Genomic DNA, 22,676 nt, shown 5'->3' on the forward strand with positions numbered 1-22,676 from the left:
GGCAAAGTGCGTTAGTCGAGGCCTCAGTCACACGATTTGTCGTGCTCGCGCCAACGCATGAATGGAGAAATACATTGACTATGGAACCAACCACTGGCCGCAGCGTACTCGTCACCGGCGGCAATCGCGGCATCGGACTTGCCATTGCCCGTGCCTTCGAGGCCAACGGCGACAAGGTAGCCATCACCTACCGCAGCGGCGAGGTTCCCGCCGGCCTGCTGGGCGTTAAGGCAGACGTCACCGACAGCGCCTCCATCGATGAGGCTTTCAAAGAGGTCGAATCGGCCCACGGCCCGGTTGAAGTGCTGGTCGCTAACGCAGGTGTCACCAAGGACACCTTGCTGCTGCGCATGAGCGAAGACGACTTCACCTCGGTGATCGATACCAACCTCACCGGCGCCTTCCGCGTCATCAAGCGAGCCACCAAGGGCATGATGCGCCTGAAGCGGGGCCGCGTTGTCCTGATTTCTTCGGTGGTCGGCCTCTACGGCTCCCCGGGGCAGATCAACTATGCCGCATCCAAGGCCGGCCTGGTGGGCATCGCCCGTTCGCTTACCCGTGAGCTTGGCTCGCGTGGCATTACGGCCAACGTGGTGGCGCCGGGCTTCATCAACACGGAGATGACCGCCGTGCTGCCTGAAGAAACCCAGAAAGACTACCTGTCTAATATCCCGGCCAACCGTTTCGCCGAGCCTGAAGAGGTTGCCAACGTGGTTCGCTGGATCGCCAGCGATGAGGCAGCCTACATTTCGGGCGCCGTGATTCCTGTCGATGGCGGCCTGGGAATGGGCCACTAAAGAGCTTTCCTGCAGCGCGGAATGCTGCATGAGATTCAATTTTCCCTAAGATCCAAGGAGAACATTCAAGATGAGCGAATTTAAAGGTGCCGTAGTTACCGGTTCCTCCCGTGGAATTGGCGCGGTCACCGCGCAGCTGCTGGCTGAACAGGGCATCGGTGTTGTGGTGAATTACCGTGCCAAGGCACCGCGCGCTAACAAGATCGTTGCCGCTATCGAGGAAAAGGGCGGCAAGGCAGTAGCCGTTGGCGCCGATTTGACCACCCCGGAAGGTCCGGTGGCCTTGGTTGATGCCGCCGTGGAGAACTTCGGATCCCTGGACGTAGTTGTTCTGAATGCTTCCGGCGGCATGGAAACCTCGATGGGGGAGAACTACGCCCTGCGCCTGAACCGGGACGCACAGGTGGCCATGCTGGAAGCAGCATTGCCAAAAATGTCTGATGGCGGACGCGTGGTCTTCGTGACCAGCCACCAGGCACACTTCATCAACGACGTTTCCACTATGGATGCCTATGACGCCGTGGCGAAGTCCAAGCGTGCCGGTGAAGATGCACTGCGCGAAATGATCCCCCAGCTGGCCGAAAAGAACATCAGCTTTGTTGTTGTCTCCGGCGACATGATCGAGGGAACCATCACCGCTACGTTGTTGAACCGCATGGAGCCAGGTGCTATTGATGCCCGCCGTGAGGCCGCTGGCAAGCTCTACTCCGTTGAGGAATTCGGCGCCGAAGTAGCCAAGATGGTATTTGCCGACGTCGAGACCGGCTACACCGAGCTGGTCGGTGGCGCAGGAGACTTCCTGAAGCAGTCCGGCAAGTAGTCCAGGCCTGATTCGTCAGCAACAGCAAACAGCTGGTGCCTTCCTCCCGTTCAGGGAGCTGGGCGCCAGCTGTTTTTGCGCGGTAATTAAAGATCAATGCCGGGCACCTTCCATGGAAGATGCCCGGCATTGGCCAATCTGAACCGCTATGGCTTTTCGCCGCACACGATCTTGTGCCAAGGGCTGTAAGTCCAGCTCTTGGTCTCGGCGGGGAGTTTCTTGGAACCGTCGAAGGTTTCGCGGTAGCGAGTGATATCGATGGTGAAGCCCTTCTTGCCACCGGACTCGGACACGCACTTCTCGGCAGTATTGTATTTGGTCTCGGGGTCCGTCTGGTTGTACTTTCCAGAGCTCTTCTGCGACACATCCCAGTACTTGGTCGACCACAGTCGAGTGTGTACGGCATCATCTGATACCCATGCCTGCACCAGCACGCCGTAAGGGGTGTTGTTCTCCCAGATCATATCGATCTGCCCTTCCCACAGGGTGGCTTCGCGACCGGCTGGATAGCGGTCGAACCAGCGGGAGTGCGGCTTATGGGTAATGTCGTCGTAGCCGGCCAGGAACCCGACGTTGTACATCATCGTGGAAATCTGCGAGAGTCCTCCACCGACTGCTTCGGCGCTGAAGCCGTTCTCAACAACGCCGGAGCTGAAGTATCCGTTGGCCACGGTAATCGGGCCCAGGGTATCAAGCAGCGAGAACCGCTCTCCGGGCTTCACCACGACGCCGGTGACGCGTGCCGCGCCAGCCTTGAGGTTCTTGGTGCGCACGGTGTCCGAAGCAGGATAGGGGGTCGAGAAATCGACGATAGGTTCCTTGATGCCCAGCTTCTTTGCCTCGGCAGTGGTGAAATCCGCTTCCTTTTCAGTCATCTTGACTTCGGCAGTGCGGTTCTCGGTCGCGCTGGCGGCAAGCACCTTGGCGCCTAGGCCTTCCGTTTCCAGCGAGATGCCCTTGGTGGACGCCTGGATCGAAGGCTTTCCGCCCTTCAGGACGATCTTTGCGTCTTTCGCGGTGCTGGAAAGATCCGAATTGCTGGTGGCAGCTTTATACAGCTTTTTGTCGTCAAGGGTGAGGGCAGGAGCCCCATCCTTCGGTGCGTAGGACGCAGCTGCCGCAATCGATGCTGGTGAGAGGGTGGCCTTCTTGTCCCCGGAAACAAGTTCCACGTCGCCCTTGAGCAACGACTTCACTTGATCGTCGTAGAACTTCTGCAACGTATCCGATGAAATCTGGGGCTTGACTACTTCTGCGGGCAGCTCGATCGGGGGACCGGCAACCGACCAGTCTTCACTGAATTTTTCAATTGCAGCTTCGTTGTCCAAGACCACCCCGTCGACAGGCTTGGAAAGCTTTGCCGCACCATCGACAAATTCGATTTTGCCTTCGGTGACCTCAGCGTCGGCCTTTTTCGCCAAAGCCTCAATCTGTTCGGACAGCTTCTGCTGATCAACATTCAACTCCGGGATGACTTCATAGTCACCAGCCAGGCGCTCGTAGAGCTTCACGGGATTGACGACATAGGACGTCAAGTCCTTGACTGTGTCGTCGACGTTGAGGCTAAGCCCTGCCTCGGCAGGGTCAACAGTGTAGTCCTTGCCATTAACCTTGACTTCGATGGGCTCCTGTGCCAAGGGCGAGACCACTCGCTCAATTTCAGCACGCGCCTCGTCACTGTTCATCGACCCGATATTGACGCCGGCAATCGTGGCGTTGGCTGGAACTTGCGAGCTGACAAAAGCAGCTGCGCCGAAGTACGCCGCGACTACGGCCACCGCACAAGAACCGCCAATGATCCAAGGCTTGGCCTTGCTCTTGGGCTTCTTCTTATTGTGTGAGGGATTCGTAGACGTAGTGGGGGTACTGTCCTGAGGAGGGGTCTGCACTGGTTTTAGTGTTCTTTCGAAAAGCGTTAGGATTTAGCCGCTTGGTCGAGGTATCTACCACAGGCCATTGGGGCGTCTAGTGAAAATACTAACCGCTGGAACAACCGATAGACGCGCAGAGAGACTCTATTCACCTCAATTGTTATCGAGTTGTTGGAATCTTTTAGTTCAAGTCATCCAGTACGAGATCAGCGATCACGTCGAGTCGCCCGAAATCCAGGCGGACATCTGCCTTGTCACGCAGTGCTGGCTTGGCGTTGAACGCGATCCCCAAGCCCGCTGCCGCCACCATGTCCAGGTCATTGGCACCGTCACCGGCAGCGATCGTCGCATTCAATGGGATCTTATGCTCTTCGGACCAAGCGCGAAGCTTCGTCTCCTTCATCTGGCGATCAACAATTTCCCCGTGAACCGTGCCGTCAAGCACTCCGTCGGTGATACCCAGCGTGTTGGCCAAGGCATGGTCCAGGTTGAGCGTTGAGGCCAGCGGGTCGAGGATTTGCTGGAATCCACCCGAAACGACAGCAACCTTGTGGCCCGCGGCATGGAAACGGCGAACCAATGAAGGCGCGCCGTCGGAGAAGATGATGCGTTCTCCGACTTCCGCCAGAACCGAGTCCGGCAGGTCCTTGAGGGTTGCGACACGCTGGATCAGTGATTGGGCAAAATCCAGTTCACCGCGCATGGCAGCTTCGGTAACTTCCGCGACCTCTTTTTCCCGCCCGGCATGGGCTGCTAGCAACTCGATGACTTCCTGCTTGATCAGCGTGGAGTCCACATCCATGAGCAGCAGCAGTTGCGGGGCCGAAGCGACCTCCTCTGGCACTACGGCCAGGCACATATCGGCATACGCCAGTGTCCCGGCTGTGACGTGCCGGTCAATGAATTCAGTCGCGAGCTGTTGAAGCCGATCAGGTGATCCGGCAGCGTAGTGTACCTTGGCTACCAGTCGTTCTTCGCTGGTTTTGATCGAGAGCTCCAGCCCTTGTGGAATCAGCTGTTCTGCGGCCGCGAGGTCCAGCAAAGCCAGGAACTGTTGGCGCGGGAAGGACGGGCGGGAGACAAAAACCAGTGAAGAAGCCATGCCTCCATTTTTCAATGATTCAGCAATTACGACCAAACATGACAGAGGCGAACGGCGAATAATCGGGGGATTGCAGGTGATTCAATTAGTGAAACAGCAACGAAAAGTCTAGTCTTGAATACCATGAGCGAAGTGCTAACTTTCAAAGATGTCAGCGTGGTACGCGGGCGAAAAGAACTGCTCAAGGACGTGTCTTGGGAAGTTAAAGAAGGACAGCGGTGGATTGTTATCGGCCCCAATGGTGCCGGCAAATCTACCTTGATGAATATCGCAGCCACTCGGTTGCACCCCACCCGAGGCACCGCCGATATTCTTGGCGAACGCTTGGGACGAGTATCAGTGTTTGATCTTCGTCCCCTGATTGGCTTGAGCTCGGCGTTGGTCGCCAACTCTATTCCAGCCAACGAAAAGGCATTAAACGTAGTTCTGACCGCGGCGTACGGCATGACTGGCCGCTGGCGCGAGAAGTACGAAAAACTTGATGAACGCCGTGCCTTCCGTTTGCTCCATGAATGGGGCATGTCGACGTTCATGAACCAGCCGTTCGGCAACCTGTCTGAAGGCGAGCGCAAGCGGGTGCTGATTGCCCGTGCGCTGATGACGGATCCTGAACTCCTGATCCTGGATGAGCCAGCTGCGGGCCTGGATCTTGCCGGACGAGAAGAACTCGTCGCCCAAATGGCGGAGCTGGCTACCGATGAGGATGCTCCCGCGCTTGTGTTGGTGACACACCACCTCGAAGAAGTTCCTGCCGGCTTTACCCACATCTTGATGATGCGTGATGCACAGGTGGTCGCCGCTGGCGAGATTGATTCCACACTCACCGAAGAGAATCTGGAAAAGACCTACGGAATGAAATTGAAGCTTCGCCGTGAAGGTGGACGCTATTCGGCATTTGCTGGCGCGTAATTGAACACTCTAGAGGGGAAGCTTCTGCGTGGTTGAGTTTTGGCGTGAAGCCCTCATCTTCATTGGCGGCCTGTGGGCTGGAACGATTAACACTGTGGTCGGGTCCGGTTCTCTGGTTACGTTCCCGATTCTTGTCGCTTTGGGGACTGCGCCGGTCAACGCGGTAGTTTCTAATGCGATGGGCCTGGTCGCTGGCGGATTCTCTGGTGCCTGGGGCTATCGCAAAGAAGCAGCAAGCGTGAAGAGGACGCTGCTCAAGCTGGTTCCGGTATCCCTCATCGGCGGCCTGATCGGATCGTTGCTGCTGCTGAACTTGCCCGAATCAGTATTTGGCGTGGTCGCGCCGGTCCTCTTGGTCTGTGCCTTGATCCTGGTGATCTTCCAACCGAGGTTGGCCAAGTGGGCTAAAACCCGCCAGGCAGCTCGGGGCGGGACGGATCCGGATGAGGCGGACCGAACCAAGGTGCCGACGATCCTGTATGTGCTGGTATTTGTTATCGGCATCTACGGAGGATATTTCACCGCGGCACAGGGTGTCTTGCTCATGGCGGTTTTCGGTGTCTTCCTGCAGGCTTCGCTGCAGCAGTCCAACGCCATCAAGGTCATCTTGTCGCTGATCGTGAATCTTATGGCCGCCGCGATGTACCTCATCATTGCTCCGGAACGTATCAACTGGTTGATCGTCCTTTTGATTGCCGTGGGATCTCTGATTGGCGGATTCATCGGAGCGAAAATTGGCCGGAAACTCTCTCCAGGCTGGCTCCGCGGAATTATCGTCGTCCTCGGTGTTATTGCACTGGTCAACATGCTATTGAAGTTGGTTTAGCCCGGTGGCCGAAATTCTTAATCCGGAGCGGATCCTGCACGTTGAAGATCTCCAGGACTCGCGTCTTGACGAATATCTGAGGCTTTCTGAGGCGCATCTACGGATGCGCACCGACGTGGAGAATGGTCTCTATATCGCGGAAAGCACCAAGGTTGTCCAGCGCGCGATCAATGCAGGGCATGTGCCTCGCAGCTTCCTTCTTGCTGAAAAGCATCTGGGACAGCTAACCGATGAATTCAACCGCTTCCCAACAGCGCCCATTTTTATTGGTGATGACCGCCAGTTGGAAGACCTTGTTGGTTTCCACCTGCACCGAGGCGCCATGGCGGCCATGAACCGCCCAGAACCTCTGGATCTGGACAAGGTGCTGGAAACCGGTTCCCGAATCGCCATTCTCGAAGATATTGCTGACCATACCAACTTGGGTGCCATCATCCGGTCGGCCTCAGGGCTCGGAATTGATGCTGTATTGCTGACGCCTAAGTGCGTTGATCCCTGGTATCGCCGCAGTGCTCGGGTCTCCATGGGGACCGTTTTTGATCTTCCGTGGGTTCGCTTGGAAAACTGGCCGGATGACATGGACAAGCTCAAGAAACACGGCTATGACCTGCTGGCCATGGAATTGACTGACGACGCGATTGCGCTCAACGACATCCAGATTGCTCCAGGCCAGAAAATAGCGATGATCCTGGGCAATGAAGGCAGGGGAGTAACGCAAGAAGCGCTGGCTGCCGTGGACCATACGGTCATCATTCCGATGCATCGGGAAGTGGATTCGCTCAACGTCGGCGCGGCCAGCGCAATTGCCTTCTGGCATCTGTGTTCTGCCCCACGTTGAGGCGGTTCTCCTCGGCCGTAAATGTGCGATAGGATGTAATGTCTGTGTGTTGCAGGTTCTTTAATGAACGTTGTACTGCATGGCGAATTTCCGAGCAATTAGCTGCTGGCAAAATCCAGTGGCCATAAACAAAAAGGTGTATAGCTATGAAGGCTGATATCCATCCACAGTACGGCCCAGTTGTCTTCAACGACCTGGCATCCGGCGAAAAGATCCTGACCCGTTCGACCGCAACTTCGAACAAGACCATCGAGTGGGAAGACGGCAACACTTACCCAGTGATTGACGTTGAAATCTCGGCTGCTTCGCACCCGTTCTACACCGGTAAGCAGCGCATCATGGACACCGCTGGTCGTGTCGAGCGCTTCAACGCCCGCTTCAAGGGCTTCGGCGGCAAGAAGTAATACTTCGCCCCTCGCAAGCTTTACGCGGCGCGCTTCCAGTTTCCCTGGAAGCGCGCCGCTGCTGCTTTAACGGCCCTGCACTGGCAGCCGTGGAAGGAGTTCGAGGCGCAGGTGCCCGGGGATAGAATGAGAACATGATGCATCATGGTGAATACAAGGTAGTCGGTGGCAAATTAGTCGTAGTTGATCTTGAAACAAGCAACGGGACAATCACGGATGTATCACTCAACGGAGACTTCTTCCTGGAACCGGACGAGGCACTGGAAGATCTCAACGAGTCGGTGCGGGGATTGCCGACTGACGCCAGCCATGGCACCATCCGCGATGCCGTAACCAACAACCTGCGCGAAGACGCAGTGATGTTCGGATTTGATGCGGACGCAGTCGCCCGCGTGGTGCGGCGCGCCCTCGGGCATGCAACTAAGTGGGAAGACCACGAGTGGGAAATACTCGGACCGGAAATCATCCCCATCACTGAACAAGTGGCGCTGGATGAGGTTTTGACCCGCCAGATCGCCAAAGGCGTTCGCAAACCAGCCATTCGATTCTGGGACTGGAACGAAGGCGCGGTTGTCATCGGTTCCTTCCAGTCGCTCAAGAATGAAGTTGATATGGAACAGGCCGACAAGTACGGCATTCAAGTGGTTCGCCGCATTTCCGGCGGCGGTGCCATGTTCATGGAAGCTGGCAACTGCATCACCTATTCCCTGTATGCGCCCGAGTCGCTGGTCGACGGCATGAGTTTTGCCGATTCCTACCCGTTCTTGGATGCTTGGGTCATGGAGGCGCTGCAGAACATCGGCCTCAAGGCTCACTACAAGCCTTTGAACGACATTGCCACGGAAGCAGGGAAAATTGGCGGTGCGGCGCAAAAGCGGTTCGCCAATGGCGCCATGCTTCATCACGTCACGATGAGCTATGACATTGATGCCCAGAAGATGACTCAGGTCTTGCGCATCGGCCGGGAGAAAATTTCAGACAAGGGAATCACCTCGGCGGTGAAGCGAGTGGATCCGTTGAAGTCGCAGACCGATCTGGAGCGCATGGAAATCATTCGGGTCATGATGGACACCTTCGCGCAGCGTACCGGTGCCCAGCAAGCACAACTTGATGATGCTACCCGTCAGGCGGCTCAAGAGCTCGCTGAAACCAAATTTGCCACCGAGCAGTGGACCGCTCGCGTTTCCTAGCCACGTCAAGGGGAATAGGCCAGCGGGCCTGCGCAATGCATCAAGCATTGCGCAGGCCCGCTGGTTTCTGAGTGGCAGCTAGCGGCTGGTTCGGCTGAAAGCTTGAGCGTTCAGTGAGCGTTCCAGTTCCGCGCGCTCTTCCAGAAGGATGCGCTTCAATGCACTCGGTGCCTGCGCATTTTCCTCTAGCCAGGCGGTCGCTGCCGACAATGCCTGGTTCTGTTCGACCGAGCCATCCAAGTCTTGATGAGCCGGGTAGAGTCCTTCGATTACTCGAGTAGAGAACTCCATGCTCATGGATTCGAAGACTGGGAGGACAGCGGCCCAGAAGCGCTCCTCAAAAGGCGCTAGAAGGGCCGCTGAACCCATGGAAAAGCCCAAGGCCGTTGCGGAAAGTGCATCGTTGGACAGCTGGCCCTTTTCATCGCGAGCCATCAAGACGGTGTCGAAGGCGTTCATCTTCGCCTCGGGATCGGGGCGGGCAGCCAATGCAGTTCTCACCGCATTGAGCGCAACGCTCGTCGGGTTCTGCTTGGCGGATTCGTGCATTGCAGCTTCAGCGGTTGCGTCGAGTTTGCCAGCAGCGGCGAGTGCAATGTAGGAATTCCAAAGCAACTGCTCATCGACCGTGACCTGGTAGGCGTTAGGCTGCTCGCCGAGGAACGCGTCAATGACTTCGCCGGCAACACCGGCTCGTGCCAAACGGGTCAAGGTTCGAGCAGTCGTGGTTTGCTGATCGCTGCCCGGCTCGAATTTGCCGAGCCAGCCGGTGAGGATCCCAGCGGCGCGAGTGCGTAATTCTGCCCGCAGTTCCGGTGCGGCGTATTTGGAAATCGAGCTCACCAGCTGATCCGTGAGGACTCCAAAAACTCCAGCGTCGGTTACGGTGTAGGCGTGAGCCAGCACCGCATCGACATAACTTTGCGCATCCAAGGTTGCTGAACGAACGGCGTCCCACAGCGAAGCCCAGCAGGTAGCGCGCGGCAAGGAATCAGCCAAACCTGACAGGTTTTCCAGCAGGGTAGCGCGTGAAGCTTCATCAAATTCAATCAAGGCATAAGTTTCATCGCCGTCGTTAGGCAGGATGAGATCAGGGACGTTTCGTCCTACCAGGAAATCAAGTGCCACGGATTGGCCCACAAGTTCTACCGGCACGGTGTCGGTGCGCACCAGCTGCCCATCGCGAAGTTCATAGGCGCCGACAGTCAGGACATGGGGACGAACGATCGGCTGGCCGGTCACCGGATCCGAGCCGAACTGATTGAGTTGAGCGTGGGTAATGACGCCTTGGCTATCGGTCTTGAGGTCAACCTTCAGCTTGGGGACACCGCTGGTTTTCAACCATGCATCGGCCCACTGGCGCATATCCCGGCCGCTGGCAGTTTCCAAAGCCTGCAAGAAGTCTTCCAGCGAAGTATTCGAGTAGGCGTGCTTGCGGAAGTAGGAGCGCGCCGCGTCGCGGAACGCGTCTGCGCCCACAAAGGCCGCGAGCTGCTTGAGCACGCTAGCGCCCTTGGCGTAGGTAATGCCATCGAAGTTCTGGTCTGCCGCCAGCAGGTCGGGGATATCGGCAACAATGGGGTGCGTAGTGGGCATCTGGTCGGCGACGTAGGCCCAGGCCTTGCGCCGAGCTGCGAAGGTCGTCCACGCGGTGGTGAAGTCAGTGGCCTCGTCGTTGGCCAGGGTGCCGATGTAGTCGGCGAAGGACTCCTTGAGCCACAAGTCGTCCCACCATTTCATGGTGACCAGGTCGCCGAACCACATATGTGCCATTTCGTGCATGATGGTGTTGCCGCGCTGCTCGTACTGGCCCTCGGTGGCGTGCGAGGTGAAGACGTAGCGTTCGGTGAAGGTGACCAGGCCCGGGTTCTCCATGGCGCCGAGATTGTATTCGGGAACGAAGGCCGAATCGTATTTGCCCCATGGATAGGGGTAGTCGAAAAGCTCGTGGAAATAGCTCAGCCCGCGGCTGGTCAGCTCCAAAATCTCCTGGCCGTCGAAGTGCTCGGCCAGCGAGGCGCGACAAGTCGCCGCCAATTCAATAACAAGCTCTTCACCGTCTGGCAGTTCTTGCACATGCTCGCCACGCTCCACATGGTACGGGCCGGCAAGGACCGCGGTGATGTAGCTGGAGATTGGCGGGGTGGGGGAGCAGGCGACAGTTTTGGTGCCGTCATCGTGGAAGACCTCGTCCACGATCGGCTGGTTGCTGGCCAGGTGCCACCCTGCGGGGCCAGTGAGGGTGAAGCGGAAGCTGGTTTTCAGGTCCGGCTGTTCAAAGCAGGCGAAAACACGGCGGGCCTCGGATGGCTCGAATTGCGTGTAAAGATAGGTCTCGCCGTCTTGCGGATCAACGAAGCGGTGCAGGCCTTCGCCGGAGCGCGAGTAGAGCGCTCGACCGGTGACCTTCACGGTGTTTGGCACATCCGTGCGCAGGTTATCGAGATAGATGCGTGAGTCCAGTACGGCCGTCGACAGGTCAATGGCGGTGCCGTTGACCAGAATTTCCTCCACGGATTCGTGGATGAAGTCGATGAAGGTGTCGGGGCGCAAGGATGAAAAGTTTAGCGTCGTCGTCGATGCATAGCTGGTGGCCGATGGCTCGGGGGCGTTGCCCAGGTCCAGTTGCACGTCCGCGAAGTGCCAGGAGATGTTTTCAGCGCGCCAAGCCGCTTCATCGCGCCTCAGGTTTTCATTTGGTGCATAGCGTTCTAGAGTGTCCACCATTCCAGCTTAGCTGTGAAATAAATGTTTGAGACCTTGGGCGGCCATTTAATTCCTGTTCTCCTGGCACTCCACGCGGCGAGCCTGCGCGGTTTTTGCCGGCGGAGGCCGGAATGGACGCGCATCTGCTCGTCACCATGCTGGACAGGCGCGCCATCGAGCGCAGCAGGCCGGTGGGCTGAATCCGCTGATCCTCACGTCGCCCCTTGATGGGCTGGCGGGCATTGGCGCTACGGCGTTTTTCCTTGGCGGGGCATTCTGACCTAGGGTTAAAGCGACACCCCGCACTCTTGAGCATCGGAGAAAGCCAATGGACGCCTTCATCAAGGGCCCTTCCAAGCGCGACGTCGCCGGCATGAAGGCAGCCTTCGGCGCCATTGAAGAATCCGAGGTGATTTCGGTCCTGTACAAAACCGAGCGCTTTGGAAACTTCCTGGTTACCGGAGCAGCGCATCCCACCGTCCTGGACGACGTGATGGTGGGAGGGCTGAACGCCGCCGCTGCTAAAAAGAAGGCCAAAGCCAGCGACGGCTCCGAGGTGATACAACGGCAACCGGATAAAGACGTGCGAGCATTCCCGGCGCAGTTCGATGGGGAATTCTCGCCCCAGGACATCGAGGTTGCACAGCTCTCCCATGGCGATCTGGTGGTTGCTTCCTTTAGCCAGGAACCGTACGGGGACTTCGTGATCACCGGCGTCGTTACCGAAGCAGAAAACGACCGCTCGTACCTCATGGTTGGCCCGTGGATCCTGCAGACCGCACAGGGCAATGCCCCGCGCCTGTTGCGCATTCAGCTGGTTGCCGGCAATGGAACCCACGTCGCGCCGGTGCCTACACGCCGCGGCTTGGTGGAAGTGGACGGATTGGCCTAGCGGTCCGCGGAGCGCAAGGCCTCGCCCAGGATCCTTCCCGCCTGGTCAAAAGCACCCGGATTCGGCCCAGAATAATTCAGCCGCAGATATTGGCCAGACTCTTCGGCGGGGAACCAGCTCGCACCGGGAGCGATGGCGAGTTTGCGAACCTCGCACTCTCGTTCCAACCGGCGCAGGTCGGTCCCATCGGGCAGCTGCACCCAAAGGTTCAACCCGCCCGGTGGAACCAGTTGCAAATGGGCTTCGGGAACATGCCGGGCGAGCGAATCGATGAGCAGGTCGCGCCGGCCAGCCAATTGCTGGCGCAGGGATCGAAGGTGTGTTCGCCATGCTGGCTGGCTGACCACGTCTAATGCCACCGCTTGCAGGGGTCCGCTGACATACATTGATTGCGCTTGATGGTCTGCCAGGATCCTGTCCCTGGCCGGGCCGCGGGCGATCAGTCCTGCGACGCGCACCGCCGGGGACACGCTCTTGGTCAGCGAACGCAAGTAGACGACATGCCCGTTATCTTCTCGGGCCGCCAAGGGGGATGAATCGCTGCTGATTCCAAAATCCTTGGCCCAGTCATCTTCGACCAGGAAAGCACCGCGTGCTTTCAGGATTTCAAGTACTCGTTCCGAAACTTCTGGACTCCACTGGGCCCCGGTGGGGTTGGCGAAGTTCGGATGCGCATAAAAAGCCCGGGCGCCGGTGCGTTCGAAGGCGCGATCCAGTTCTCGGGTATCGGGACCCTGCGGGCCCGCCGGGATGGGGATCAGCGTAACGCCCACTTGTGCAGCAGCGAGAATAGCACCCCAATAAGTTGGCGACTCGATAAGCATTGGATGCCCCTCGCCAACCAGTGCTCGGAAGATTGACCCCAATCCGCTCTGGCTTCCGGGCAATATGATGACGTCCCTGGCACTGGGGGCGCTGAGCCCGGGAAGCATCTGTTCGGCCAGTTCGGCAGCGAACCATGATTGAAGTTCTGGCAGCCCTGCAGCTTCGGTCCTTTGCAGGACCGACTCGCTGCGCGCGGCCCGCGCGAAGGCTGATTTCACCAATCTTTCCGGCAACAGTTCCCGATCCGGATACCCCGACTGCAGGGCTATGAAGTCGTTGGGCAGGGTGCGTTGGCTGGGGTGGACCTCGGGAAGCTTTTGCCGGGGAGTACCCAGAGCCGCCGTCTGCCAGCCGTAGTCGTATGGTCGCGCCGTGGGCATACCGCGAACAAAAGTTCCAATGCCCGGGCGGGACTCGATCAATCCTTGGGCGATTAATGCCCGCAAGGCTTTTTGCACCGTAACTGGACTGAGCGAATATTCAGCAACCAGCTGCCGAGTCGATGGCAGCTGGGTTCCAGCGGGAGCTTGGGAGATCCATTTGCGCAGTATCAAAACCAAGTTTTCACTGCTACTGTTAATCATGTATCATGATAGTACCGCTACTCATCCAAAGCATCAACCGCTATTCAACTCCCCAGCGGGTCTGATTTGGGGCCTGCTTGGCGTTTGCGCCTTTTCATTGACGGTTCCAGTCACCCGCATCGCCGTGTCCAACGAGGGCATGGATCCGCTTTTTATCGGCGCTGGGCGCGCGGTTATTGCTGCACTCGTCGCCGCTGTTGCACTTGGGGCCACCAAGCAAATACGTCCTAGTACCAGACAATGGATTCGACTGTCCGTGGTGTCGTGCGGCGTGGTGGCAGGATTTCCGCTGCTCACCTCATTCGCCATGGCCACCGTTCCAGCCAGCCACGGGGCTGTGGTCATTGCGATTCTTCCAGCGGCCACTGCCGTGGCAGCTGTTATCCGCACCAAGGAACGAGCCCGTGCTTCGTTTTGGTGCGCCGCTGCCCTTGGCGCACTCGCAGCGGTGGTCTTTGCTGCAATTAGCGGTGGGGGACTATCGGGCATTCAAGTGGCGGATCTGCTGCTCTTTGTCGCAGTGATTGTCTGTGCTGCTGGATATGCAGAAGGAGGCCTGCTGGCACGGGAGTTGGGTTCCTGGCAGACCATATCCTGGGCATTAGTCCTGGCCTTTCCGCTGATGCTGGTTCTGAGCGTGGTGAGCATTAATCATCAGGTGCCAACCGGCGGCATAGCTGCTTGGGGATCCTTCGCCTATTTGGGCCTAGTCAGCATGTTCTTGGGCTTTGTGGCCTGGTACCGCGGCTTAGCTATCGGCCCGATGTCCCGCGTTAGCCAGGTGCAGCTGGCCCAACCCGTGCTGACTATAGGATGGTCGGCATTGCTTTTGGGTGAGCATATTGGCTGGAGCACAGTAGCAGGGGGATGCGCCGTGATTTTATGCGCCTTGTTTGCAATACGTTCCAGAACCTCAACTTCGCGTCCCGCGGCAAGGGCCATCGGGACGCATTCAATGAACTAGTCGAAGTTCTCTGGCACGATGAAATAAACCGAAACTGAAAGAGGTGCCCGTGAAGACCTTTACTGGCTTGAGCGCGTTCCCGCTCACTCCCTTGGCGGACGACAAAGTGGACGAATCCGCGTTTTCTGGATTGGTCCGACGGCTATCTTCGGCTGGGGTGGATTCGATTACTGCGCTCGGCTCCACCGGTTCCTACATGTACTTGAATCGGGCCGAACGAGCAAGGGTCGCTCAATTGGCAGTGGCGAATGCTGCGGGTGTACCAGTGGTTATTGGTGTTGGCGCGATGCGCACATCTCACGTCTTGGAGCACATTGATGATGCGGCGGCCGCAGGTGCCGATGGCGTCCTGCTAGCACCCGTTGGCTATCAAAGGCTGGGAGAATCCGAAGTTCTGGACCTCTATCGGACGTCCACTGAACACAGCAGCCTGCCGGTGATTGTCTATGACAATCCTGGAACAACGCACTTTGCCTTCAGCAACGATCTCTACGCGCGGATTGCCAGTCTGCCTGGGATTGCCTCGATCAAGATCCCCGGGGTTCCCGACCACGCAGGGAGGGCCAAAAAGCATGTTGCTGCGATTCGCAGCATTTTGCCTGAGCATGTGGGCATCGGTGTTTCCGGGGACGCCTTCGGTGCTGCAGGACTCGTCGCTGGATGCGACGCCTGGTACACGGCGGTTGGCGGCACGATTCCCGGTCCGATGCTGGAGATCACCCGTGCAGTTCAAGCCGGTGATCACCAAGAGGCATTGGAAATTTCCCGGCGCCTCGAACCATTGTGGTCCTTAATCACCGAATTCGGCGGAAGCCTGCGAATCAGTGCAGCTATCGCTGAGCACTTTGGGTTGGCAGCACCTGGCTGCCTGCCGTTGCCAATTCATGGTCTGAGCTCGAAGCAGCGCCAGGTATTGATCGGCGTATTGAATGAACTCGGGCTTGACGAGACGGCCAGGCAGCACTTCACAAGGGAGATTTCCTGATGCTCTAAATTTGCTCTGACATGATGTTTTACCGGATTTCGCGTCTCATGGGGGGATGTCGGAACGCTGGTGTTAAAGCGGACCTGCTCGTAGCATGAGTGCAACTGGGGTAAGCGAAGTTTAGAGCCAGAAGGCGGCAATTATGGCCAGCATCAAGAGGTTTGATCATATCGGCATTACGGTGGCGAACCTTGAGGAAGTCACCAATTTTTTTGTTGAGCTCGGCCTGAAAATCGATGGGCGGGTGGACGGCATCGAAGGCGAATTTCTGGAAACCGTCAGTGGTGTCCCTGACTCGCGCACCAGCATCGTCATGCTGAAAGCGCCCGGGAGCGATGTGGGAATCGAGTTATCCAGCTTTGAAAAACCCGACCATGGTCCTGGCCAGCCGCAAGCGATGGCAAACGAACTGGGGCTTCGATCATTGGCTTTTGAAATTGATGACTTGCGGGCAACAGTGGCCAAATTGGAGAACCAAGGCTACGGGCTGATCGGTGGAATCGGCGAATATGAAGGCGTCTGGGCCATGGCGTACGTCCGAGGGCCTGAAGGGCTGATTGTCGCTCTCGCCCAACGACTGTAGAACACCGTTGGCTATAAGAAGGCGTCCGATTTCAATTGATTGAAATCGGACGCCACCTTATCTGGTTTATGCCGAAGCCTTCTTCAACGATTTTTCGCTGATTGGCGCGTTGTCGCTAGCACGCAGCTTGCGGAAGTACTCCATGGCCTCGTCCTGGCGTTCTGCTTCGGTGCCATTGGAGATATCGGCACGCAGATGATCTTGGGTATATCCGAAAGCGTCAACGAGATCCTGGGCATGGGGGCGCAAACGAGCGAGCAGGCGGTTGAGGTAACCGGGCAGTGTCCGCGCACGCTGCATCGAAAGGTGCCCATTGGCCAGGAACCAGCCAAGGTCTTCTTCAATGAGGCTCAGCGTGAAAACATCGCGAAGCCACGTGAGCACGTCGGATGTTACCGGGTCCGCGACCTTCTCTAGCGCTGCGGTAAATGCTTCCCAGCGAAGCAGCTGACCGTGGTCCCGCGCCGCAGAAATCAGCAGCTCCTGGTTTTCATTGAAGGCCTGTGCCGCCTTGACTGGATTCTTGCCAGCTGCGCGGAGGGCATTGGCCACTTCGGCAACCTTGGCATTGATCCGATCGGTGAGCAGGGCGCGTTGGTTGTCCGGATCCTTGAAGAAATTGGCGCTCTTTCGTTCATCGGAAACATCAGCCAGGGCTTGGCCAACGCTGCGCAAGCCTGAACGGTGCAAGGCAGTATTTCCGACCTGCTTGGCTGCATAGAGAGCCATGGCACCGGTATCCAGCTTGCGGAATTCCGCCGCGTAATCGGTGAGCAGGCGCTTGCCCACTAGCTGCAGCAAAACGTTGTTGTCGCCTTCGAAGGTTACGTAGACGTCGAGGTCCTGGTAGAGCTGGGTGAAACGGTTCTTGGCGATGAAGCCGGAACCGCCGCAGGCCTCGCGGCACTCTTGAAGGGTATCCAGTGCGTCCCAGGTGCTCAATGGTTTCAAGGCGGCAGCGAGGGTTTCCAAATCCTGGCGGTCTTCGTCGCTGTCGGCGCGTCCGGAGAAGACGGCATCGAACTTGTCCAGAAGTCCGTCGTGGGCGAAGGAGGATGCGTAGGTTCGAGCCAACCGGGTGATCAGGCGGCGCTGGTGGCGCTGGTAGTCCAGCAGCGTGGTCTCTTCGGTATCCGAGGTGGAATTGAACTGGCGGCGCTGATTGCCGTAGGTCACGGCGATCTGCAGGCCAATCTTCGAAGCACTGGTGGCGGCACCGTCAAGGGAGACACGACCTTGAACGAGTGTGCCAAGCATGGTGAAGAAGCGGCGACCTGGAGAAGGAATGGGGGAGCTATAGCTGCCATCGGCAGTGACGTTGCCGTAGCGGTTGAGCAGGTTGGTGCGTGGCACGCGGACATTGGTGAAGTGCAGGCGGCCATTGTCGATCCCGTTCAGCCCGCCCTTGAGGCCGTCGTCCTCTCCGCCGATGCCTGGCAGGAAGTTTCCGCCGTCATCACGGATTGGAACGTAGAAACAATGAACGCCGTGATTGACGCCCTTGGTGATCAGCTGGGCAAAGACCGTGGCTGCCTTGCCGTGCAATGCGGCGTTGCCCAAGAATTCCTTCCATGCCGCCTTGAATGGGGTGTGAATGACGAATTCTTCGGACTCTTCGTCGTAGGTCGCGGTAGTCGCCACCGAGGCAACATCTGAGCCGTGGCCGATTTCGGTCATGGCGAAAGCGCCCGGGGTCTTCAGGCTCATGGCATCGGGCAACCACTTGGCATGGTGGTCTTCCGTGCCAAGGTGAAGAATGGCACCGGCGAAGAGGCCCCACTGGACGCCGGCCTTGATCTGCAGGGATGGGTCGGCGGCAACGAGCTCCTCAAAGGAAGCGATGGAGCCTCCATGGTCATCGTAACCACTGAATTTTACTGGGAAGGCGCGCTGAACTGCTTCTTCTTCCACTAGGAGGCTGAGCTGGCCCAAGACGCGATCGCGATGTTCGTCCATGCCCAGAAGCGGGTCTCGCTGGAGTTCAGGGCGAGCCGCTCGAGCACGCGAGGCCTTGCGAATCTCTGCATAGGGGCCAAGTAGCTGTTCTGCCAGGTCGGTGACGTTGATGCGGTTCTCGCTCATAACGTTCCTTTCATTCTTTGGTGAGTCGGAGCTTGATGCTTTGTTGTTCATGGGTTTTTTGTGCCGGAAGTCGAAGCAATGCCATAGGCCAGCCAGTTGGTCAGTTCTCGGGCCATGGTTTCGATGCTCGGCTTCGAGTTTGAATCCGGTTCGCGGAGCCACTGTTCGCCTGCGGCCCGGACCATGCCAAGGGCAGCGCGTGGCCAATAGCCCAGGGCGGCTGCTGTTGCTTTTTGGTCGTAGAGCTTCAGCAAGCGATCACTGATCATTTCAGAGGCTTCATCGAAAAAATCGTTCAGGGCACCTGCGGACATGTCATCTGCTGAGCGTGGTGCACTGGTCACAAAGTAATAGAGGTTCGGGCTGTTGGCGGCCAGTTCAAGATAGGCCGTGACCATGGCATGCATGGAACTCAGTTCCTGATCCTTCGCCAGCGCCGCGGCGATGACCCGTTCGCGGAAGTCGTTGATGACGTTGGCGCTCAGGGCTTGGCGCAGTCCTTCCTTGTCGCCGAAGTATCGGTAATAAACGGGTTTGGACGTTTTGGCGAGGCTGGCGATGTCCTCCATCGATGCCTGCGGCCCGAGCTTGTGCACGGCTTTGCGTGCCAGCTTGAGCAGTTCTTCATGGCGGGCGGTGCGATGCGCGTGCCAGCGCGATGCTCGACCGTCAGTTTCACCGTTTATTGCTTCCGTGATCTTGTTCACGTTACTCACAGTATCATGTACTCTTGGTTACAGTAATAGGAGTCACAACAATCCATGGAGGAGTTTTTGAACATGGCCCAACAGTCAGTGCGCAATGCCGTGATTATCGGTGGAAACCGCATCCCCTTTGCTCGTTCCAATACCGCCTACGTCAATGCGTCGAACCAAGACATGTTCACCGCCGCTCTCGAAGGGCTCGTGGCCCGTTACGGCTTGCAAGGCCAGCGCATGGGCGCGGTCAGCGGTGGCGCAGTGCTCAAGCACTCCAAGGACTTCAACCTCATTCGTGAATCGGTCCTCGGCTCTTCGCTGGATCCGGCAACTCCCGCCTACGATGTGCAGATGGCCTGCGCCACCGGAATGGAAGCCATCGGCTCGCTGGCCAACAAGATCAAGCTTGGACAGCTCGAGTCGGCTATTGGCGGTGGCGTCGATACGACTTCGGATGCGCCGATTGCTGTTTCTGAATCACTGCGTGGAATTTTGCTCGAATTGGCTCGTGCACGTACGACTAAGGCCAAGCTCTCAGCGCTTGCAAAGATCCGCCCATCGCACCTGGCGCCCTCGGCGCCAGGCACCGGAGAGCCACGCACGGGACTGTCCATGGGCGATCATCAGGCGCTGACCACCAAGGCCTGGAAAATTACCCGCGAAGCACAAGATGAATTGGCCATGGCCAGCCACGCAAATCTTGCCGCTGCTTATGACCGTGGCTTCTTCAATGACCTCATAACCCCTTTTAACGGCCTGTCCAAGGACAATAACTTGCGCGCCGATTCGACCTTGGAAAAGCTGGGCAAGCTCAAGCCGGCCTTCGGCAAGAATCTTGGCGACGAAGCAACCATGACCGCAGGCAACTCGACCCCGCTGACCGACGGCGCTTCTGTGGTGCTTTTGGGGAGCGAGGAATATGCTCGCAGCCACGACCTGCCGATGCTGGCCAACTTTGTTGATTTCGAGGCAGCCGCGGTGGACTTTGTCCATGGTGCTGAAGGATTGCTGATGGCACCGGCCTATGCGACCGCCCGAATGCTCGAACGGAATAATCTCACCCTGCAGGATTTTGATTTCTACGAGATCCATGAGGCCTTTGCCGGGACAGTGCTCTCGACCCTCAAAGCATGGGAAGATGAGGAATTCTGCCGGGAGAAGCTGGGGCTGCAAGCACCGCTGGGAGCCATCGACCGGAGCAAGCTGAACGTCAACGGATCCTCGTTGGCCGCGGGCCACCCATTCGCCGCCACCGGTGGACGCATCATCGCCAGCACCGCGAAGATGCTGCACGAAAAGGGTTCAGGACGCGCATTGATTTCTGTCTGTGCCGCAGGTGGACAGGGTGTCGTGGCAATTTTGGAGGCACGCAACTAATGGCAGACAAGTACATGGAACTCGTGAACACCGGGGCGACAAAGAAGCTGGCCAAGCTCTTGGGCCTGCCGAGGCCGCCACGCTTGCGCCGCTACACTCCAGATAGCCCACTGCTGCCTGGGCCAGTTCTCGTGCTCGGTGCATCAGCACAAGCCCAGGAGCTCAGCGACATCCTGGTTTCTTGGGGGCTGGATGTCCGCCGGCATGATGCAGGCGAGGCCAAACTCGGTGGCATCCTGCTGCTGCTTGAAGAGCTGGATCATCCGCAGTCGCTCTCGCCAATCATGCTCAGTGCTGGTCGTGCCCTGCGCCAACTGCGCCCTGGCGCGCGCGTTGTTTCCATATCGCGTATAGCCACGGCAGAAGACGACCCGGCTCTGGGTGCAGTACGCCAGGGAATCGACGGAGCTATCCGTTCCCTTGGACGTGAAATGCGCGGTGGCTCCACCACCAATGGCATCGTGCTCGAAGAGTCGACTTCCGCGGTCAGCCCCAGTGCCTTGGCAGCCCTGCGTTTCTTTTTCTCCGGTCGCAGTGCCTACATCGACGGCCAGTTCCTGACGGTGCGCAACGATGACGGCGCACTGCCAAAAGACTTCAGCCAGCCATTGGCGGGCAAAGTCGCAGTGGTCACTGGTGCAGCTCGGGGCATTGGCGCAGCTATTGCCCGCACCTTGGCCCGCGACGGTGCGCAGGTGGTCGTCGTAGACATGCCGCAAGCTGGCGACTCATTGGCGAAGGTGGCCAATACCATTGGAGCGACGACACTCCAGCTGGATGTTACCGCGCCAGATGCGGCCCAGCAGATCATGGATCATGCAATCGGACGCCACGGCTCGCTGGACATCGTGGTTCATAACGCCGGGATCACCCGCGACAAGTTGCTTGCCAACATGGACGCCGGCCGCTGGGATTCCGTCATTGCCGTGAACATTGCCTCCCAATTGCGCATGAACGAAGCCTTCCTGGCAGCAAAGCTGCCAAACCTGCGTGTCGTGTCGCTGGCCTCCACCTCTGGCATTGCAGGCAATCGCGGCCAGACAAACTACGCTGCGTCCAAGGGCGGCGTGATCGGCATGGTGCGCTCAAGTGCCAAGCTGTTTGCAGAAAATGGCGGAACAATCGCGGCCGTTGCTCCAGGGTTCATTGAAACCGACATGACGGCAAAGATTCCTGTCGGCACTCGCACTGTGGCGCGCTTGGTCCTTCCGTCATTGATGCAGGGTGGTTTGCCAGAAGACGTGGCCGAAGCTATCAGCTTCCTCGGCTCGGACGCGGCCGCCGGTCTTAACGGGCAAGTGCTTCGCGTGTGCGGACAATCGTTGGTTGGTGCCTGAATGGGTGCGCAGATCGTTTCCGAGATCCCTTCCATGGCCTCGGTTTTTGCCAAAGCCGCAAAAACTCTCGGACGCAAACCCAAGGATCCGGTGTTGCCGCAGACAGTACTGGTCTTTCAGGGCGCTCACGCTGACCCGGAGAAGCTCAACGAGTACCGCAGGGCAGTGGGAGCGCCGATGAACGCCGTGCTGCCCAGCCTTTATGTACATTCCTTGGCTTTCCCATTGGCTATGTCACTGATGCTGCATGATGACTTCCCATTGCCACTTCTGGGCATGATTCACTTGAGCAATCACGTCGATGTCGCTGCGCCCCTGGGCGAGGGTGAAGCCTTCGATGTCGAGGTGCACAGCGAAAATCTGCGTGCCCACTCAAAAGGGGCAACATGCGATCTGGTAATCCGGATCGTAGCCGACGGCGAGGATCGAATGCTCCTGCGCAGTACCTTCCTTGCCAAAGGCGTAAAACTATCCGGCGAGAAGCCAAGCCGCAGTGAGCGTACTGCCTTTGACGTGCCGGTTCGTACTGCCCACTGGAAACTTGACGCTGGCACTGGCCGGCGGTGGGCGAAAGTCGCCGGTGACTACAATCCGATCCATTTGTCGGCGTTGAGCGCCAAAGTTCTGGGGATGCCCGGAGCCATCGCACACGGTATCTACATGGCAGCACGAGCGCTGGCCGGTATTGAACCCGGCCGGGGGTCCTACTCATGGAACATCGAGTTCAAGACCCCAGTAGTCCTGCCGGCCGCCGTTGATTTGGCTTTTGAGCCAACTGCTCATGGCTACCGCGTGAACGCGTGGCATGCGCGCAAGGGCAAGCCGCATTTCGAGCTGGAACTCTCTGTCGCCGGTTCCTAATCGGCAAGCTTCTGGTCTTCAATCA

20 protein-coding genes are annotated in these 22,676 nt (G+C 58.1%); 14 read left to right on the forward strand and 6 right to left on the reverse strand.

Features of this window, described 5'->3' with window-relative positions; translation table 11 throughout:
• Positions 1-80 precede the first annotated feature (80 nt).
• Positions 81-797: a beta-ketoacyl-ACP reductase gene (locus AC6CHO_RS04500; protein ID WP_498213907.1), complete on the forward strand. Its 717-nt coding sequence runs from the start codon at positions 81-83 to the stop codon at positions 795-797.
• Between the two features lie 70 nt (positions 798-867).
• On the forward strand, positions 868-1,617 hold the full coding sequence (locus AC6CHO_RS04505) for an SDR family oxidoreductase (RefSeq protein ID WP_498213908.1): 750 nt from the start codon (positions 868-870) through the stop codon (positions 1,615-1,617).
• Between the two features lie 146 nt (positions 1,618-1,763).
• Here AC6CHO_RS04505 and AC6CHO_RS04510 read toward each other — a convergent pair whose 3' ends face one another.
• The gene (locus tag AC6CHO_RS04510; RefSeq protein ID WP_498213909.1) at positions 1,764-3,506 is read right to left on the reverse strand and encodes a VanW family protein; all 1,743 of its coding nucleotides are present in this window, start codon (positions 3,504-3,506) and stop codon (positions 1,764-1,766) included.
• Positions 3,507-3,669: 163 nt separating this feature from the next.
• Positions 3,670-4,590, reverse strand: coding sequence for a phosphoserine phosphatase SerB (serB, locus tag AC6CHO_RS04515; RefSeq protein ID WP_444663982.1), 921 nt, complete (start codon positions 4,588-4,590; stop codon positions 3,670-3,672).
• Positions 4,591-4,713: 123 nt separating this feature from the next.
• Here serB and AC6CHO_RS04520 point away from each other — a divergent pair, with 123 nt between their 5' ends.
• The 5 genes from AC6CHO_RS04520 (at position 4,714) to lplAB (ending at position 8,757) form a co-directional block, all read left to right on the forward strand.
• Positions 4,714-5,499 carry an ABC transporter ATP-binding protein gene (locus AC6CHO_RS04520; RefSeq protein ID WP_498213910.1) on the forward strand — a complete coding sequence of 262 codons (786 nt, stop codon included), beginning with the start codon at positions 4,714-4,716 and terminating at the stop codon, positions 5,497-5,499.
• 28 nt (positions 5,500-5,527) lie between these two features.
• On the forward strand, positions 5,528-6,325 hold the full coding sequence (locus AC6CHO_RS04525) for a sulfite exporter TauE/SafE family protein (protein WP_498213911.1): 798 nt from the start codon (positions 5,528-5,530) through the stop codon (positions 6,323-6,325).
• A gap of 4 nt (positions 6,326-6,329) precedes the next feature.
• The gene (locus AC6CHO_RS04530; protein ID WP_498213913.1) at positions 6,330-7,163 is read left to right on the forward strand and encodes a TrmH family RNA methyltransferase; all 834 of its coding nucleotides are present in this window, start codon (positions 6,330-6,332) and stop codon (positions 7,161-7,163) included.
• Positions 7,164-7,309: 146 nt separating this feature from the next.
• Entirely contained in the window at positions 7,310-7,567 is a 258-nt protein-coding gene (locus AC6CHO_RS04535; RefSeq protein WP_047119068.1) for a type B 50S ribosomal protein L31, read from the forward strand.
• 134 nt (positions 7,568-7,701) lie between these two features.
• Entirely contained in the window at positions 7,702-8,757 is a 1,056-nt protein-coding gene (gene lplAB, locus AC6CHO_RS04540; RefSeq protein ID WP_498213914.1) for a lipoate-protein ligase LplAB, read from the forward strand.
• A gap of 78 nt (positions 8,758-8,835) precedes the next feature.
• Here the strand turns inward: lplAB and pepN are convergent, their stop codons facing one another.
• Entirely contained in the window at positions 8,836-11,481 is a 2,646-nt protein-coding gene (gene pepN / locus AC6CHO_RS04545; RefSeq protein WP_498213915.1) for an aminopeptidase N, read from the reverse strand.
• 310 nt (positions 11,482-11,791) lie between these two features.
• Here pepN and AC6CHO_RS04550 point away from each other — a divergent pair, with 310 nt between their 5' ends.
• Positions 11,792-12,355: a hypothetical protein gene (locus tag AC6CHO_RS04550; RefSeq protein ID WP_498213916.1), complete on the forward strand. Its 564-nt coding sequence runs from the start codon at positions 11,792-11,794 to the stop codon at positions 12,353-12,355.
• Here the strand turns inward: AC6CHO_RS04550 and AC6CHO_RS04555 are convergent.
• A complete protein-coding gene (locus AC6CHO_RS04555) occupies positions 12,352-13,764 on the reverse strand; it encodes an aminotransferase-like domain-containing protein (RefSeq protein ID WP_444663969.1) in 1,413 nt (470 codons plus the stop codon). The two genes, AC6CHO_RS04550 and AC6CHO_RS04555, sit on opposite strands and share 4 nt — an antisense overlap.
• On the opposite strand from AC6CHO_RS04555, the gene AC6CHO_RS04560 reads away from it, so the two are divergent.
• The 3 genes from AC6CHO_RS04560 to AC6CHO_RS04570 all read left to right on the forward strand — a co-directional run bounded on the left by AC6CHO_RS04560 (position 13,763) and on the right by AC6CHO_RS04570 (position 16,296).
• Positions 13,763-14,728 (forward strand): DMT family transporter, encoded by a 966-nt coding sequence (locus AC6CHO_RS04560; protein WP_498213917.1) that lies wholly within the window; start codon positions 13,763-13,765, stop codon positions 14,726-14,728. The two genes, AC6CHO_RS04555 and AC6CHO_RS04560, sit on opposite strands and share 2 nt — an antisense overlap.
• A 49-nt stretch (positions 14,729-14,777) precedes the next feature.
• Complete coding sequence (locus tag AC6CHO_RS04565; protein ID WP_498213918.1) at positions 14,778-15,713, forward strand: dihydrodipicolinate synthase family protein; 936 nt, start codon at positions 14,778-14,780, stop codon at positions 15,711-15,713.
• 142 nt (positions 15,714-15,855) lie between these two features.
• The gene (locus AC6CHO_RS04570) at positions 15,856-16,296 is read left to right on the forward strand and encodes a VOC family protein (RefSeq protein WP_498213919.1); all 441 of its coding nucleotides are present in this window, start codon (positions 15,856-15,858) and stop codon (positions 16,294-16,296) included.
• A gap of 66 nt (positions 16,297-16,362) precedes the next feature.
• Here the strand turns inward: AC6CHO_RS04570 and AC6CHO_RS04575 are convergent, their stop codons facing one another.
• Positions 16,363-18,378, reverse strand: coding sequence for an acyl-CoA dehydrogenase family protein (locus tag AC6CHO_RS04575; RefSeq protein WP_498213920.1), 2,016 nt, complete (start codon positions 18,376-18,378; stop codon positions 16,363-16,365).
• Between the two features lie 47 nt (positions 18,379-18,425).
• The gene (locus AC6CHO_RS04580; RefSeq protein WP_498213921.1) at positions 18,426-19,085 is read right to left on the reverse strand and encodes a TetR/AcrR family transcriptional regulator; all 660 of its coding nucleotides are present in this window, start codon (positions 19,083-19,085) and stop codon (positions 18,426-18,428) included.
• Between the two features lie 72 nt (positions 19,086-19,157).
• Between AC6CHO_RS04580 and AC6CHO_RS04585 the strand changes: the two genes are divergently transcribed.
• The 3 genes from AC6CHO_RS04585 to AC6CHO_RS04595 are packed head-to-tail and all read left to right on the forward strand — an operon-like array spanning position 19,158 to position 22,651.
• On the forward strand, positions 19,158-20,453 hold the full coding sequence (locus AC6CHO_RS04585) for an acetyl-CoA C-acetyltransferase (RefSeq protein ID WP_498213922.1): 1,296 nt from the start codon (positions 19,158-19,160) through the stop codon (positions 20,451-20,453).
• Positions 20,453-21,790, forward strand: coding sequence for a 3-oxoacyl-ACP reductase (locus AC6CHO_RS04590; protein WP_498213924.1), 1,338 nt, complete (start codon positions 20,453-20,455; stop codon positions 21,788-21,790). The genes AC6CHO_RS04585 and AC6CHO_RS04590 overlap by 1 nt, the downstream gene beginning before the upstream one ends.
• Positions 21,791-22,651, forward strand: a complete 861-nt coding sequence (locus AC6CHO_RS04595; RefSeq protein WP_498213925.1) for a MaoC family dehydratase — start codon at positions 21,791-21,793, stop codon at positions 22,649-22,651.
• Positions 22,652-22,676 lie beyond the last annotated feature (25 nt).

Source organism: Glutamicibacter sp. GQ173, assembly GCF_059759215.1.

Coding starts and splice junctions, on each gene's coding strand:
- AC6CHO_RS04500 (WP_498213907.1), top strand. CDS start 81: ATGGAACCAACCACTGGCCGCAGCGTACTCGTCACCGGCGGCAATCGC.
- AC6CHO_RS04505 (WP_498213908.1), top strand. CDS start 868: ATGAGCGAATTTAAAGGTGCCGTAGTTACCGGTTCCTCCCGTGGAATT.
- serB (WP_444663982.1), bottom strand. CDS start 4,590: ATGGCTTCTTCACTGGTTTTTGTCTCCCGCCCGTCCTTCCCGCGCCAA.
- AC6CHO_RS04520 (WP_498213910.1), top strand. CDS start 4,714: ATGAGCGAAGTGCTAACTTTCAAAGATGTCAGCGTGGTACGCGGGCGA.
- AC6CHO_RS04535 (WP_047119068.1), top strand. CDS start 7,310: ATGAAGGCTGATATCCATCCACAGTACGGCCCAGTTGTCTTCAACGAC.
- lplAB (WP_498213914.1), top strand. CDS start 7,702: ATGATGCATCATGGTGAATACAAGGTAGTCGGTGGCAAATTAGTCGTA.
- AC6CHO_RS04550 (WP_498213916.1), top strand. CDS start 11,792: ATGGACGCCTTCATCAAGGGCCCTTCCAAGCGCGACGTCGCCGGCATG.
- AC6CHO_RS04560 (WP_498213917.1), top strand. CDS start 13,763: ATGTATCATGATAGTACCGCTACTCATCCAAAGCATCAACCGCTATTC.
- AC6CHO_RS04555 (WP_444663969.1), bottom strand. CDS start 13,764: ATGATTAACAGTAGCAGTGAAAACTTGGTTTTGATACTGCGCAAATGG.
- AC6CHO_RS04570 (WP_498213919.1), top strand. CDS start 15,856: ATGGCCAGCATCAAGAGGTTTGATCATATCGGCATTACGGTGGCGAAC.
- AC6CHO_RS04575 (WP_498213920.1), bottom strand. CDS start 18,378: ATGAGCGAGAACCGCATCAACGTCACCGACCTGGCAGAACAGCTACTT.
- AC6CHO_RS04585 (WP_498213922.1), top strand. CDS start 19,158: ATGGCCCAACAGTCAGTGCGCAATGCCGTGATTATCGGTGGAAACCGC.
- AC6CHO_RS04590 (WP_498213924.1), top strand. CDS start 20,453: ATGGCAGACAAGTACATGGAACTCGTGAACACCGGGGCGACAAAGAAG.
- AC6CHO_RS04595 (WP_498213925.1), top strand. CDS start 21,791: ATGGGTGCGCAGATCGTTTCCGAGATCCCTTCCATGGCCTCGGTTTTT.